The sequence below is a fragment of the Streptomyces sp. GbtcB7 genome (assembly GCF_019091445.1).
Classification (GTDB): Bacteria; Actinomycetota; Actinomycetes; order Streptomycetales; family Streptomycetaceae; genus Streptomyces; species Streptomyces mirabilis.
Genome location: NZ_JAGXJM010000025.1, coordinates 89,291 through 103,893 on the forward strand (window position 1 = coordinate 89,291; position 14,603 = coordinate 103,893).

The 14,603-nt window shown below is 71.7% G+C and carries 11 protein-coding genes and 2 pseudogenes; 7 read left to right on the plus strand and 6 right to left on the minus strand.

Annotated features, from left to right (window positions below; all coding sequences use genetic code 11):
- Positions 1-38 precede the first annotated feature (38 nt).
- Positions 39-329, plus strand: coding sequence for a hypothetical protein (locus KVT44_RS34825; protein ID WP_054236541.1), 291 nt, complete (start codon positions 39-41; stop codon positions 327-329).
- A 134-nt stretch (positions 330-463) separates the two neighbouring features.
- Here the strand turns inward: KVT44_RS34825 and KVT44_RS34830 are convergent, their stop codons facing one another.
- Positions 464-2,218, minus strand: a complete 1,755-nt coding sequence (locus KVT44_RS34830) for an ABC transporter ATP-binding protein (protein WP_217571332.1) — start codon at positions 2,216-2,218, stop codon at positions 464-466.
- A gap of 511 nt (positions 2,219-2,729) precedes the next feature.
- Here KVT44_RS34830 and KVT44_RS58590 point away from each other — a divergent pair.
- Both KVT44_RS58590 and chvE read left to right on the plus strand, forming a co-directional pair.
- Positions 2,730-2,931, plus strand: a pseudogene (locus KVT44_RS58590) (hypothetical protein); the annotation flags it as partial.
- A 94-nt stretch (positions 2,932-3,025) separates the two neighbouring features.
- Complete coding sequence (gene chvE / locus KVT44_RS34835; RefSeq protein WP_217571333.1) at positions 3,026-4,114, plus strand: multiple monosaccharide ABC transporter substrate-binding protein; 1,089 nt, start codon at positions 3,026-3,028, stop codon at positions 4,112-4,114.
- Positions 4,115-4,156: 42 nt separating this feature from the next.
- Here chvE and KVT44_RS58595 read toward each other — a convergent pair.
- Both KVT44_RS58595 and KVT44_RS34840 read right to left on the minus strand, forming a co-directional pair.
- Positions 4,157-4,294: pseudogene (locus KVT44_RS58595) on the minus strand (TetR/AcrR family transcriptional regulator); the annotation flags it as partial.
- 138 nt (positions 4,295-4,432) lie between these two features.
- On the minus strand, positions 4,433-7,210 hold the full coding sequence (locus KVT44_RS34840) for a hypothetical protein (protein ID WP_217571335.1): 2,778 nt from the start codon (positions 7,208-7,210) through the stop codon (positions 4,433-4,435).
- 175 nt (positions 7,211-7,385) lie between these two features.
- Between KVT44_RS34840 and KVT44_RS34845 the strand changes: the two genes are divergently transcribed.
- On the plus strand, positions 7,386-7,610 hold the full coding sequence (locus KVT44_RS34845) for a hypothetical protein (RefSeq protein WP_217571337.1): 225 nt from the start codon (positions 7,386-7,388) through the stop codon (positions 7,608-7,610).
- Here the strand turns inward: KVT44_RS34845 and KVT44_RS34850 are convergent.
- The 3 genes from KVT44_RS34850 to KVT44_RS34860 form a co-directional block, all read right to left on the minus strand.
- Entirely contained in the window at positions 7,574-9,487 is a 1,914-nt protein-coding gene (locus KVT44_RS34850) for an SMI1/KNR4 family protein (RefSeq protein WP_217571340.1), read from the minus strand. The two genes, KVT44_RS34845 and KVT44_RS34850, sit on opposite strands and share 37 nt — an antisense overlap.
- 201 nt (positions 9,488-9,688) lie before the next feature.
- Entirely contained in the window at positions 9,689-9,925 is a 237-nt protein-coding gene (locus KVT44_RS34855; RefSeq protein ID WP_097287928.1) for a hypothetical protein, read from the minus strand.
- Positions 9,926-9,978: 53 nt separating this feature from the next.
- A complete protein-coding gene (locus tag KVT44_RS34860; RefSeq protein ID WP_217571341.1) occupies positions 9,979-11,118 on the minus strand; it encodes an inorganic phosphate transporter in 1,140 nt (379 codons plus the stop codon).
- 757 nt (positions 11,119-11,875) lie between these two features.
- Here KVT44_RS34860 and KVT44_RS34865 point away from each other — a divergent pair.
- From KVT44_RS34865 to KVT44_RS34875, 3 genes are all read left to right on the plus strand, one after another.
- Positions 11,876-13,186, plus strand: a complete 1,311-nt coding sequence (locus KVT44_RS34865) for an MSMEG_0569 family flavin-dependent oxidoreductase (protein WP_217571343.1) — start codon at positions 11,876-11,878, stop codon at positions 13,184-13,186.
- Positions 13,187-13,196: 10 nt separating this feature from the next.
- The gene (locus KVT44_RS34870) at positions 13,197-14,012 is read left to right on the plus strand and encodes an amidohydrolase family protein (RefSeq protein ID WP_217571345.1); all 816 of its coding nucleotides are present in this window, start codon (positions 13,197-13,199) and stop codon (positions 14,010-14,012) included.
- Positions 14,013-14,074: 62 nt separating this feature from the next.
- The gene (locus KVT44_RS34875; RefSeq protein ID WP_099919027.1) at positions 14,075-14,599 is read left to right on the plus strand and encodes an MSMEG_0572/Sll0783 family nitrogen starvation response protein; all 525 of its coding nucleotides are present in this window, start codon (positions 14,075-14,077) and stop codon (positions 14,597-14,599) included.
- The last annotated feature ends 4 nt before the right edge of the window (positions 14,600-14,603 follow it).

Below are 14,603 nucleotides of genomic sequence, written 5' to 3' on the forward strand. Positions count from 1 at the left end.
GCCGTGACCGCGCGCCGTCCGTGACCGTTGCTGCAAGCATGATCTCAACACGACGTATGGTCGCCGCCGTTGGTCTCGCCGTCGGTGTCACGGGCCTCGCCGCGCCGATGGCGTCCGCGGCCGAGGCCCCGGACGCGGGGAAGCTGAACCCCATCACCCAGCTCGACGCGCTCGCCGTCAGCGACATCCCCGCGGAGCACCAGGCCGACATCCCGCGAATCTCCGAGCAACTGGGCGGACTCAACCGCCTGAACGACCTCAACCAGTTGCATCAGGTCACCGACCTGGTCGCCCCCGTCACCGGACTCCTCCCGGGCCTCCAGGCCTAGGACCCGTCTTTCGGGTCGGGCCTTGGTCTGTCCGCCCGCGTCTGCCCCCGGCACCCCGTGCCGGGGGCAGACTGCTATGTCGTGGGCCGAGTGAAGGAAACTTCGTACGGAGAACGCGCGACGATCCGCTCTCCTCAGCCCGCCGTCGCGAGGAACTGGGTCGCGGCCAGCTCCGCGTAGAGCGGGTCCCCGGCCACCAGTTCCCGGTGGGTGCCCACGGCGCGGACGCGGCCCGCGTCCATGACGACGATGCGGTCGGCCATCGTCACGGTCGACAGCCGGTGTGCGACCACCAGGACCGTGGTCGTGCGGGCCACATCGGCGACCGTGTCGCGCAACGCGGCCTCGTTCACCGCGTCGAGCTGCGAGGTCGCCTCGTCCAGGAGCAGCAGGCGGGGGTGGCGCAGCAGCGCGCGGGCGATCGCGACCCGCTGGCGTTCGCCGCCGGACAGCTTGGTGCCGCGGTGCCCGACGAGCGTGTCCAGGCCGCGCGGTAGCCGGGCGATCAGCCCGTCGAGCCGGGTCGTCTTCAGCACACGCGTGACATCGGCGTCGTCGGCCTCCGGGTTGCCCAGCAGCAGGTTGTCGCGCAGGGAGCCGGACAGGACCGGGGCGTCCTGCTCCACGTACCCGATGGCCGACCGGAGCCGGGGCAGGTCCCACTGCTCCAGGGGACGGCCGTCGACCGTGATGACGCCCGCCTCGGGGTCGTAGAACCGCTCGATCAGCGAGAACACGGTGGTCTTGCCGGCGCCGGAGGGGCCGACGAAGGCGGTCATGCCGCGGGCCGGGACGGAGAAGGTCACGCCGTGGTGGACGTACGGCAGGTCGTCGGCGTACCGGAAGCGGACGTCGTCGAAGGCGAGCGCGGCCGGCGCGGCGCCGGGGGTCGGCAGCGGCGCGGGCAGCGCGTCCGGTTCGGCGGGCAGCCGCAGCGCCTCCTGGATGCGGGCGAGCGCGGCGGCGCCGGTCTGGTACTGGGTGATCGCGCCCACGACCTGCTGGATCGGCGACATCAGATAGAAGACGTAGAGGAGGAAGGCGACCAGCGTGCCGACTTCGATCGCGCCGGTCGCGACCCGTGCGCCGCCCACCGCGAGGACCGTGATGAAGGCGATCTGCATCGCGAGACCGGCGGTGTTGCCCGCGGCCGCCGACCACTTGGCGGCCCGTACGCTCTGCCGCCAGGACTCCTCGGCCGCCGCGTGGATGGTCTGCTCCTCCCGGTGCTCGGCACCCGACGCCTTGACCGTGCGCAGCGCGCCCAGGATCCGCTCCAGCGAGGCGCCCATCACGCCCACGGCGTCCTGGGCCTGCTTGCTGGCCCGGTTGATGCGGGGCACGATTACGCCGAGCACCGTGCCCGCGCACAGGATCACCCCCAGGGTGACGCCGAGCAGTACCACGTCGACCAGGCCCATCATCACCACCGTCGCCACCAGGGTGAGACCGCCGGTGCCGATGCCCACCAGCGAATCGGTGGTGACCTCGCGCAGCAGCGTGGTGTCGGAGGTGATGCGGGCCATCAGGTCGCCCGGTTCGCTGCGGTCCACGGCCGGTATCCGCAGCCGCAGCAGATACGAGGACAGGGCGCGCCGCGCCCCGAGCACCACCGACTCGGCGGTGCGCCGCAGTACGTACGAACCCAGCGCCCCCACCGCGGCGTTGGTGACCACCAGCGCCGCCATGCCGATGAGCGCCCGCCCGATGGGCCGGTCGTGCGACAGGTCGTCGATGAGCCCCCGCGCCACCAGCGGCAGCACCAGGCCGGTGGCGCCGGTCGTCAGCGCCAGCAACGCGCCCGCCAGCAGCGCCCATCGATGCGGTCGTACGTACCCGAGGAGCAGCCGCCAGGCGGGCGGTCCGGCGTGCGGCTCTGCGATGCTCACGGTGCTCCTAGCGGGAGTTCGGTGCGGAGCATTCAGGCTACGTCGGCGCGGCCCCCGGAGGGGAACGGGCCACCCGGTGTCAGGGGCGGCCTCGCCTGCCTCACCAGTGACGCAGTCCGGTGGGGGAGGCCAGGCCCGAGCGTTCAGGGAGTGAATCTCCAACACCTTTCCGGAATCCTTACCGGTGCTCCCCCGTTGACACCCCGCGCCCGCCCTCCTAGGGTCACGCCTACGTTCCGAACGTGTGACGACATTTCGAACGGTCGAAAGGCAACTGCCCTGTGCATCACCGGAGTTGGAACACGTGTGGACGTAACCCCGCGGCGCAGCCCGACGTGCGTTCAGGTGCACACCGGCAGAGGGGTCACGCGAGTCGACAAGACCCGGATGCCTGGGCCACGACGCGTCGATCGGCGATCCGCGAGGCGCCGAGGCTCCTGAGTCCCGACTCCACAATGTTGCGGAGAACCTGACCGTCGGTCACCTCGTCAGGGAATACTGGTGGGTCACTCCCATGGAGATGTGCACCAAGACCCCCGACGACCTCGGTGGCTGCGTGCGGATCTGCAAGGTCGCCGAGCTGATCCGCCGCGGCGCACCGCTTCACCTCGGGTTCGGGCTGTTCAGGGCGCCCGGCATCCACCCGTACGGCACCCATGCGCGGGGACCTCGGCCTGGCTGCGGCACGGCACCGACTCGCGCTCGACCTGCTCGTCGGCCGCCCGGCTCGCTCCACCGCCGCCTCCTCACAGACATCTGACATGCCGTCATCTTTCTCAACGTCGAGAAGAACAAGGAACGATCACCATGCGCAATCGCAGAGCCGCCTTCGCCGCCATCGCCGGAACTGCCTCCGTCGCTCTCACCATGTCCGCCTGCGGCGACCAGAACAGCACGGGCAGCTCCAAGGGCGGCACGATCGGCATCGCCATGCCGACCCAGGCCTCCGAGCGCTGGATCACCGACGGCAAGAGCGTCGTCAAGGACCTGCAGGCCAATGGGTACAAGACCAAGCTGGTCTACGGCGAGAACGACCCGGCAACCCAGGTCTCGCAGATCGAGAACCTGATCACGCAGGGCGTCAGCGCACTGATCATCGCGGCCATCGACAACAAGTCGCTGAACAAGGTGCTCCAGAAGGCCGCCGACGCGAACATCCCGGTGATCTCCTACGACCGGCTCATCCTCGGCACCAAGAACGTCACCTACTACGCCTCCTTCGACAACGAGCAGGTCGGCCGGCTCCAGGCCCGCTTCATCATCGACAAGCTCGGCCTGGAGCACGGCAAGGGCCCGTTCAACATCGAGCTGTTCGCCGGCTCCAGCGACGACAACAACACCAAGTACTTCTTCAGCGGCGCGTTGCACCTTCTGCAGCCGTTCCTGGACAGCAAGCAACTGGTCGTCCAGTCCGGCGAGACCGCGCTCAACCAGGTCACCACCCTGCGCTGGGACGGTGCCACCGCGCAGAAGCGCATGAACAACATCCTCGCCACGTCGTACAAGACCAAGAAGGTGGACGCGGTCCTGTCGCCGTACGACGGCATATCCATCGGCGTCCTGGCGGCGCTGAGGTCGGACGACTACGGCTCCCTCAGCAAGCCCCTCCCGGTCATCACGGGGCAGGACGCCGAACTGGCCTCGGTCAAGTCGATCATTGCGGGTCAGCAGGCGCAGACCGTCTACAAGGACAGCCGACTGCTCGCCGATGTCGCCGCGAACATGGTCGACGACGTGCTCAACAAGAGGAAGCCGCAGCTCAACGACACCAGGACCTATGACAACGGCGCCAAGGTCGTGCCCGCCTACCTGCTGCAGCCCATCAGCGTCGACAAGACCAACTACGACAGTGTTCTGGTCGCGGGCGGCTACTACACCGACGCCGAGCTCAAGTAGCCGAACAGCCATGGCTCCGCAGATGCCTTCCAGCGTTCGGTCGAGGGCCAGGGCCATCTGGGAACGGGCGTTGTCGAAGACCGGCGAATCCGTCGCCGTGATGTTCTCCGGCGTGGCGGCCATCCCCTTGCCGACCGCCGCGTGATCCACGGGCAGCAGCAGGAACTGTCGCAGGGCCTCCCGGGTCCACTCCAGCCCGGCCGGGCACCCCGTTCTCTGTGCGCTCCGCCTGACCTGGACCGGCCCGTGCCCCGCCGATCCCGCGGCGACACACAGGGGGCATGGACCACCCTGTCCACGCCCCCTGCGCAGGGCGGTTTACGGTGCGTCCACCACCGTGCCCGTCAGCACGGGATGGCCGGGAAGCGGTTCGGCGTTGTCGTCGGTCAGCGCGAGGCGTAGCGACTCGGTCGGCTCGGCCAGTTGGTCCGTCACCGTCGGCACGGTGAAGTCGGCGGTGGTGGTCCCGGCCGGGATGTCCGTCCACAGCCACAGGTTCGCCCGGGAGAGTGCGTGCTCCGGGTCGGGGAGCTCACCGGCGCGGTCCATCAGCCACCGCGGGTCCACGTCCTTGGTGGACAGCTCGGCGCCCTCGGTGACCGCAAGCACCCCCATCGGCTGCAGGATGTCCACCTCGGCGGGCTCGGAGAGCGAGATCCGCCACGTCAGCGTCCCTCCCTCGGTCACCCGGTCCGTGACCGGCGTCAGGGTGACCGAGGGTGCGGGGTCGTCGTTCACCGCGGTGACGCCGCCCCGGTACGAGCCGATGACGGCGCCGCGCACGGCCTTCGCGACGACGTCGTACTGCTCGTCGTAGCCGAAGCGTGTGTCGCCCTTCACCCTCACGGGCACGTCGATGGGGGCGCTGCCCGGCCGTACCGTGACCAGCTTGTCCTTGGCCTGTCCGGTGTCCGGGTCGAGGACGGAGAAGCGGACCTTGCCGCTGCCGTGCCCGGAGACCTGGACCGGGATGTGGTAAGTCAGGGTGCCCGAGTCGCCCTCCTTGACGGTGAGTCGGCCGATGTCGACGCGTGGCAGCGTCGCGGCCCTGGCCGCCGGGGTACCGGGGGCCCAGCCCCAGGCATCCATCAGCCAGGCCTGTCCGGACAGTGAACGCGGGGTCAGTTCAAGGGACTTGACGTGCCTCAGGTCGAGGCCGGCGCGGGTGGCCGCGGTGACTGGGACGCGCAGCTCGCGCGCCCAGTAGGAGGCGGTGCGGTCGGTGCCCGGCAGCCCGTCGACCTGGACCTGGCCGAGCTCGGCCCGGCGGCCGTTGGAGTCGGTGACGGCCACGTCCAGCTCGGTGCCGGTCGTGTTCGGCGGCACGAACACGCGAAGGGCAAGGCTCTTGGCGCCCGAGAGGGACACCGGTGCGGCGGGACGGACCTTTGTCGCCGCCCCCGGCGCCGACCACTTCAGCGCGACCGCGCCGCGGCCGGCCTCCTTCTCCGTCCACCACCGCGCGAAGTGCGGCGACCTCCCCACGGCGTCGGGGTCGAGGCATGCCACGGCCGGGTCGGGGTCGAGCGCCGAGCACAGCCTGCCGCCGGTCACCTTTACCGGGGCATCGGGCAGGAAGCCGCCCGTGCGGCGGGCGCCGACCGCGTGGGTCAGCACGCGGGCCGGGTCGGCCGAGGGGGCGCGCCGGCCCGAGCCGTCGAGCAGCGGGCGCACCCGGTCGTCGCCGACGACGAACAGCCTTGCCGCGGCGGCGATGTAGGTGGCGCCGGCCTGGTGCTGCTGGTCGGCGGTCAGCCGGGTGCGGGCGCCCGTGGAGCACACCGGGTCGGGGCGCTGTTCCGGGTCGTCCCAGAAGTCGTCGAAGGAGGGTGCCTCGGACTTGCCCGGCGTCCACTCGGTGTTGAAGAAGTTGTGGTCGGCGCCGACCATGTAGACGGCGCTGTGCAGGGCGGTGCCCCGGCCGACCCCGCGCGTCCCGTCGACGTACACCTCGCCCTGGAGGTCGGAGACGTCGCCGTCGCAGCCGGGGAGGATCGTCGTGGACGGTACGTCGGCCACCGGATTCTGGCCGAAGATCGTCGGTCCGATGAGGACGGTCCCGCGGATCTTCCAGCGCACCGGGCCTCGGTAGCCGTCCTGCGCGGCGGGCGGCGGGTAGAGGCTGTCCATGGCGGCCCGGTTGACGCCCTCGCCGCCGCGCGAGTGGCCGACGAGCAGCACGCGGGACAGGTCGGCCTTCGCCGCGTCGGGCACGGCCGCCGGGGCGGTGCCCGGGTGGGCGGCCCAGCCGGCCCACTGGGCGAGGTGCTGTCGTACCAGTGAGGAGCGCGCCTGCGCACCGCCGTCCTCGACGTCCCCGTCCTGGCCGTTGATGCCGTTCGCCGAGATCGACACCGTCACATAGCCCTGGGAAGCCAGCAGCTTCTGGTCCTTCAGGTAGCCCTTGTGGCTCGGGATCGGCCGGGTGCCGGCCGAGCAGGGCCACTCAAGGGTCACGTCGTCCTCGGACCCGCCCGGCTTGAAGCAGGTGGCGTGGCGGCCGTGGAGGAACAGGGCGAGCGGTCGCCTGCCGGTGGCGCCGGTGGGCGCGACGACGACGGCCTGCATCTCGACCGGCTGGGCGAAGCCGGGGAGCTTCACCGGGTCGAGGTGATACTCGCCGGTGACCGTGCGGTACCCGCCCGGCCTGCCCGGGTCCACGGAGTTCGCCGGGAGTGGGGCCGGGGGCTGCGCGGCCTTCAGGGAGTTCTTCGGTTTCTCGCCGGTGTCGTCGGCAGGCGCGTCCAACCGGCGCCCGGCCGCCAGGACTTGAAGATCCTTGAGCGGGCTGGCTCCGTGGAGAGCGAGCCGGAACGTGTGGCCGTCCTTGGCCGCCTTCGGTATGCCGAGCAGTCGGCCGGCCGCGTGGAACTCGACACGGGCGTCGCCCACGGGCACGGCCCTGTCCGACCGCCAGACCAGCTCACGTGCCACGCCCTTCCCGGTGACGCGCCAGCCCGGTGGCAGTGCGCTGTCCGCCTTCTGCGTCAACGGCTGTACCCTGGCCGGATGTTGGGCCTGGGCCAGTCCTGGTGAGCCCGCCAGGGCCGCGAGAACGGCCACGGCGGTGACCGCTGTGCGCCGGGTACGGTTCAAGGATCCCCTCCTCACACTTCGAGCGCGGGCGCCCCGTCGATACCGGGAGCCCCTCGCGCCTCGAAGGAAGGGAAACGGGACCTGTGGGTTGCCTGTGCCGCGGAGGTGTGCCCGCGCAGGACAAGAATCGGGTCACCCGGGACTCCCCGCGCGGACGCCGGAAATGGCCCCCTCCATGGGCCGAACTCCCCCTCTCCGCACGGCCCTCGTCGGCACCGGCCACCGCGCCCGCATCCTCGGCACCGCCCGGGGCACCGGCGACTCCCTCACCGTCGCCTCGCCCACCGCTTCAACCCTGGCCGCGTGCGAACCGTCCCGTGACCTCGCGGACCGGCATCCCGCCTCGGCCGCCGACGTATGGCGTCAGGGCCACGCGCGGACCACGCCCAGCGTCACATAGCCCTCGCCGGGGCCCGGCGGCCGGTTCCAGGGCCGGGTCCGGAAGCTGTGGAGACGTCCGCGACTGAGGGCGAACCGGGGCAGCCGGACGCCGAACTCGGCGGCAAGGGCCTCCAGGGCACGGCGCTCGCCCAGCCGCTCGGCGTGCGCGTCGTCCTGCGGGAAGAGACGGTCCGGGTCCAGCGCGGCCGGCACGGACCCCCGTCTGCTGACCGAGGTCCCCCGGACGGTGAACGCGTACCGCTCCTCGCCGTCCTGCGTGACGGACAGATGGAAGACACCGGGACGGTGGGTGCGGCTCGGCTCGCTCCACACCGTCACCGCACGGGTGCCCCGGGAAGCGGCGATGCCCGGGGAGACGAACCTCCGCTCGTCGAAGCTCCCGCCCGGCCGTGGCTCGAAGGCGAAGCTCCAGCCGGGGCCCGCCCGGCCGACGGCGGCCAGCGCCTCGTCCTCCCACGTCACGGTGCGGTTGCCGGGGAAACGCGTGCGCGAGTCCCACAAGGTCGTCGGCGCGTTCAGCACGGCGTTGTCGGGGGCGCCGATACGACCGGGCAGCTCGGCCGGCTCCACCGACTCCACGAGGACGAAGCGGTACGACACCAGGAAGTTGCCGGGATCGCCTTCCGCCAGCCACGCCAGGCCCGGCGGATCCAGGTCGGCCGTGGGAGCCGGTGTGTCGCCCCGCTGTCCGGCCCGGGGTGTGGCCAGCAGTTCCCGGCCCCGCTCCGGGGTGATCAAGGGGCCGAGGAGCGGGTCGGCGCACAGGCCGACCGGCGCGAGGTGCTCGGGGCCGATCGGCCGCCACTCGGGCAGCGCGGCGCGCAGAGTGCGCCAGGCCGCGTCCCCGTCGCCCCAGCGTGCCAGCTCCCGCGCCTCCTCCACGGCACGGCCGAAGGGGCCTTCGGCGGTGTAGCGGAAGGTGCCGTCCCCCACCTGCCGCAGGGTCTCGCCCACCGCCTCGCACACCTCGTCGGAGGCGCCTCTCAGGTGATGGGTCGACGACGGGCGGTCCCGGTGGTGCCGTACGTCCTCGGCCGCCAGCACGGCCAGAAACTCGGGCGCGTACAGCGGGTCGGCCGTGAGCCTCGGGAAATACACCATGTAGGTCTCCCCGAGCAGCCGGCGGATCTGGTCGCGCAGCCCCGTCGCCCGGGGCCTGCCGTACGCGATCGCCTCCGCCAGGGACGCCGAGGCCCGCTCGTACCTCCCGCCCAGCGCGTCCAGCCGCGCGGCCTCGACGGACGCGTCCAGGGCCCTCGTCGTCGCGTTGACGAACTCCGCCCCCGCACGCTTCGAGCGGCTCACCTGCAGGCTGTGAAACTCGCGGTACATCGCCTCCACGAACGCGCCGAACGACGCGTACCGTTCCGGAGGACTCGCGCGCCACGACGCGTAGCAGTACACCGCCCACTCACCGGCGTCGTCCACGTCCCCCGGGTCCAGCAGCACGTAGACCGCGTCCGACTCCACGTCCAGCTGCAGCGCCCGCTCCCACATCCCGGCGAGCAACACGTCCTCGGGCGTGGGGTCGTCGTCCAGATCCCCGGGAAAGTACTCGGCCAGGCCCGCCGCGTCCTCGTGCCGGCGCACCGCGTCGGTACCGGCGAGCAGCCAGACGAAGCCGCCCGCGTGCCGCCAGCCGTCGCTCACCGCCAGAAACGTCCGGTACGAGGGCGGCAGCCGGTGCCCGAGCCGCTCCTCCAGGGCGCGGATGCGCTCCTCGGACGCGGGCGGGAACCCCAGCCAGCGCGTACGCAGAGGCTCCTCGTCCCACACGTGGCGCTCGCTCCCCGGTGCGTCGGGGTCTTGCGCGTCTGCCCATTCCTGGCTCCAGCGCACCAGGAAGGACCGCCAGTCGTCCATGAGGTCCGTCATGTCGCCGATCCTGCCAGCCACCACTGACAACGCCCCTGCCGTCTCAGGCACTTCGGGTCGGCAGGCCAGGCCTCGGGCCTGGGGGGGGGCGGACGACCGGGTCCGGCACGACGGACGGTGCCCCGGGCACGACGGACGGTGCCCCGGGCACGACGGACGGTGCCTCGGGCACGACGGACGGTGCCTCGGGCACGACGGATGTCAGCCGCCGATGATCAGGGTGAGCCCGTAGACGGCGACCGCCAGGCACGCGCCGAAGCACAGCAGCGCCGCCGCGGTGGCCGTCCGGTTGGCGCCGCGGGAGCGTTCTCCGCCGTGGCCTCCGCCGTCGCCACGGGGCTGGGCGGCGACACCGAGGGAGAACAGCACGACCGTGAGCAGCGTGATTCCGAGGCTCACACCGAACACGCCGCCGAGGGCGGCCCAGTGGATGTCCATCGTCGCGCCTCCTTTCGCTGTCGGACGGGACGGGACGGTCGGCCGGCTGGCATTTACGCCGCAGGCTCTGCCACGGGCTCGGTCGGCCTGGCGGGCAGTTCGTTGACGTTGTCCGGAGTCACGGGCCGGTGGCGCGACAGTGTCCAGAACCCGGCCGCCGCCGCGGCCGCGACGGCGGCCACCAGGGCCACGCCCGCGGTGCCGTGGTCGGCGGTCCAGGCCGCCGCGCCGCCGACGGCCGCCGCCGCGGGCAGCGTGAGCAGCCAGGACAGTGCGATGCGCCCGGCCACGCCCCACCGCACCTGGGCCAGCCTGCGGCCCAGGCCCGCGCCCAGGATGCTGCCGGTGCACACCTGCGTGGTCGACAGGGGGAATCCCATGTGGGACGAGGCGAGAATCACGGCCGTCGCGCTGGTCTCGGCCGCGAAGCCCTGCGGCGCCTCGATGTCGGTGAGCCCCTTGCCCATGGTGCGGATGATGCGCCACCCGCCCGTGTACGTGCCGAGCGCGATCGCCATTCCGGAGATGAGTACCACCCACCAGGGCGGCGCGGAGTCGTGGGCGAGCGCCCCGGTCGAGATGAGGGCCAGGGTGATGACCCCCATGGTCTTCTGCGCGTCGTTGGTGCCGTGGGCCAGCGCCACCAGCGACGCCGAACCGACCTGCCCCCGACGGAATCCCCGCCGCGACTGGTCGGGCGCCGTCCGCCGGGTGATGACATACGCGAAGTAGGTCGCCAGCAGGGCCACGACACAGGCGACGAGCGGCGAGACGACGGCGGGGATCAGGACCTTCTCGACGATCGCCCCGAACTGCACCGCGGATCCGCCGGCGCCCACCCACACCGCGCCGATCAGCCCGCCGAACAGCGCGTGCGACGAACTCGACGGCAGCCCGGCGAGCCAGGTCAGCAGGTTCCACAGCAGAGCGCCCACCAGCCCGGCGAAGATCATCACCAGGGAGACCTTGGCGTCGTCCACGATGCCGCCGGAGATGGTCTTGGCAACCTCCGTGGACAGGAACGCGCCCGCCAGATTCAGCGCCCCCGCGACGGCGACGGCCACGCGTGGTCTCAGGGCCCCGGTGGCGATCGACGTCGCCATCGAGTTGGCCGTGTCGTGGAACCCGTTGGTGAAGTCGAAGGCCAGGGCCGTCAGGACGACCACGACGAGGAGGAACGAGACGGTACCCACTGGGGGACCTCCGAAGACAGGACGGCCCCCACGTCCGCCGTGCCGTCCCCCGCCCGGACGTGTTCCACGCTAGGCGGCTCCTCCCGGGCCCGCGACCGGGGGCCCGGCTCACGTCGGCCCCGGAGCCGCTCACGCGGTCGCCGACGGCCGGTCGCCGGGCGAAGCGTCGCCACCCTCCCGACCAGCGCGAGTTCGGCCGCCGCGCCGTACGGCCGTCGCCGCCGTGCCCGATCTCCAGGGCAAGGTCTCGACGAGGTGGGGCCGCCGGTTCTGGACGTCGTGGCCCACGGCGAGTGGGTGTACCTCCACGTGTCCCACCCGTCCGAGCCGCGCGCGGCGACCGGTGGCTTCGCGGTCGTCCGTGAGGGGCCAGCCGGCGTGGTGCTCGCCATCGGCGCGCCCCTCGACCCGGTGCCGCGCGCCACCGGGGGGTGCCACCGCGGGGCTGGATCTCGCGGACGTCGTGCTCGTCGAGCCCCACCGGCGCGGCACATCCGCCCGGCACGTCACCGAGACGCTCGTCCATGTGCCGCACTGCCCGTCCTCGTCCCCGTGAACCGCCCTCGACCTCGCCCTGCCCGACGGCCATTGCCTGCCAGGCAACGAGTGAGGGTTCGGTAACTCCCCTTTGTTCCGGATGAATTGATTCGGCAACCCGTGCTGGCTGAAGTGGTCCTCACAAGCAGCGCCGAGGTGCCACCACCTCTACCTCTACGCCTCGCATGGAGGATTTCATGCCCGAACTCAGGAGCACAGGGTGAGCCCCCGGCTCGCGGGGGCCCACTATCCGGTGGCCGTCGTCGGCGGGGGCCAGGCGGGACTGTCGGTCAGCCACTGCCTGCGCGAGCGCGGTATCGAACACGTCGTGGTCGAGGCGCACCGCGTAGGCCACGAGTGGCGCGAGCGCCGCTGGGACTCGTTCTGCCTGGTCACCCCCAACTGGCAGTGCAAACTGCCCGGCTACCCCTACCGGGGATCCGACCCGGACGGATTCATGGTCCGCGACGAGATCGTGCGCTACCTGGAGGAGTACGTCGCCCTCTTCGCGCCGCCGCTCGTCGAAGGCGTCTCCGTCACCGGACTGCACCGCACCGCCCGAGGAGTCTTCGAACTCACCACCACCCGGGGCGAGTTCACCGCCGAACAGGTGGTCGTCGCCACCGGCCCCTACCACACGCCCGCCATCCCACGGATGGCCGAGCGGCTGCCCGGTCCGATCGAGCAGATCCACTCCTCCCGCTACCGCAACCCCGACCGGCTCCCCGACGGAGCGGTCCTGGTGGTGGGCACCGGACAGTCCGGCTGCCAGATCGCCGAGGACCTGCACCTCGCGGGACGCCAGGTCCATCTGGCCGTCGGCAGCGCACCCCGGGTGGCCCGCTTCTACCGCGGCCGGGACTGCGGGGCCTGGCTGGACGAGGTGGGCCACTACGCCAGGGGCATCGACAGCTTCGCCGACGCTCCCCCCGTCCGGATGCGGGTGAACCAGTACGTGACCGGGAGGGACGGCGGTCGCGACATCGACCTCCGCGCCTTCGCCCGCGACAGAATGCGGCTGTACGGGCGGCTGACCGGCATCGACGAAGGCGTCCTGGAGTTCGCCGACGACCTCAAGATCAACCTCGACCGGGCCGACGCCGTCGCCGACGGCATCAAGGACGCCATCGACGCGCACATCACCGCGCACGGTATCCAGGCCCCGGACGAGGCACGCTACCGTCCCGTCTGGGAACCCGCGCGGCAGCCGGACGCACTCGACCTCGCCGAGGCCGGCATCACCTCCGTCGTCTGGTCCACCGGCTTCACCCGTGACCACCGATGGATCGGGATACCCGCCTTCGACGGCCGCGGTTATCCCATGCACCGGCGTGGCGCCACCAGCACCCCCGGCCTGTACTTCCTGGGTCTGCCCTGGCAGTACTCGTGGGGCTCGGGCCGCTTCGAGGCGGTCGGCAGGGACGCCGAGTTCCTCGCGGACCACATCGACGCCTCGCGGCGCCTCGCCGACGTCTGCGGCGCCCTCACCGGCGCCCCCACCGAACTCGCCGCCGCCCTCCCCGTCGGCTGAAGGCATCGCCATGGTTTACGACGCACACCGTCACATCGGTGTCCTGCCCGCCCACCCCTTCTACGGCGGTCCGCCCGTCCACCCCGACGTCAGCGCCCGCGCCACCGTCAAGCAACTCGTCGCCGACCTCGACGCCGAGGGCACCGAACGCGCCCTCGTCATCCCCAACTACGGCGTCCCCGATCCCGCCGTCGCTTTCTCCTTCAACGAACTGGCCGTCGAGGCCGCCCAGAGCGACGACCGCATCCGGGCCGGCCTGTGGGTCTCCCCGCGCATCGAGGACGAGCACCGCACCGCACAGGCGCTCGCCCTGGCCCGCGAGGACGGCGTACGCGCCCTCAAGCTCAGCTTTCTGCTGGGCGGCCGCGCCTCCGACCCCGCCTGCCGCCCCGTACTCGACCGGATCTTCCATGAGGCGGCACGCCTGAACCTCGTCGTGCACGTCCACACCTCGCCCGGCGCCGCCTCCGACATCGACGAGGTCGGACATCTCGTCGACCGGTACGCCGACCGGGTCGCCCTCCACCTCGTGCACTTCGGCGGCGGAATGAGCGGCCACATCAAGCTCGTCGGCTCGCGCTTCTTCGACTGGATCGAGGGCGGCAAACGCGTCTACACCGATCTCTCCTGGGCCATCGGCTTCGCCCCGTACTGGCTGGCCCGGGAGATCGAGCGCCGCGGCATCGGTCACGACCGCGTGCTCTTCGCCAGCGACCAGCCGTGGGGTGACTACGTGGGCGAGTACGCCCGGATGACCGCCGCGACCGGCGGTGGCGAACTCGGCGAGCGGGTCTTCAGGGACACCTTCGCCGCGCTCTACGACTGACCCCGCCGCGCTCTCTCACACACGATCTGACCCCCCGCTCGCTCACACACAAGGAGACAGCCATGTCCGAGACGGTCACCGAACTCAGCGACGTCGAGCGGAAGTCCCTCGACGAGATCCCGCACCCCTCCCTCCCCGAGGGCTCCAGCATCTACGGCTCCACCAAGGTCTTCCCCGACTACCAGGCCGAGGACGGGGAGACCTACTTCACCCTCGTGCACGGCATCGCCCACGAGTCCTCGGTCTCCTTCGTCGCCGTCCTGCAGGCCACCCGAGCCCTGCGCAAGGGCTTCGAGACCGCCATCTACTTCTACGGACCCGGCTCCCTCAACTGCCTCGCCACCCGCGGCTTCCCGACCACGGGGAACTCCGCCTTCCCCGGCGAGCACAACATCAACAACCAGCTCAAGACGTTCATCGCCGAGGGCGGCAAGGTCTTCTGCTGCCGGTTCGGCCTGTCCCTGCACGGCGCCCGCGAGGAGGACCTGATCGAGGGCGTCATCCCCACCCACCCCCTCGACGTCCAGGACGCGCTGATCCACTACGCGCGCAAGGGCGCCATCATCAACTCCACCTACCAGCTCTGAGGGG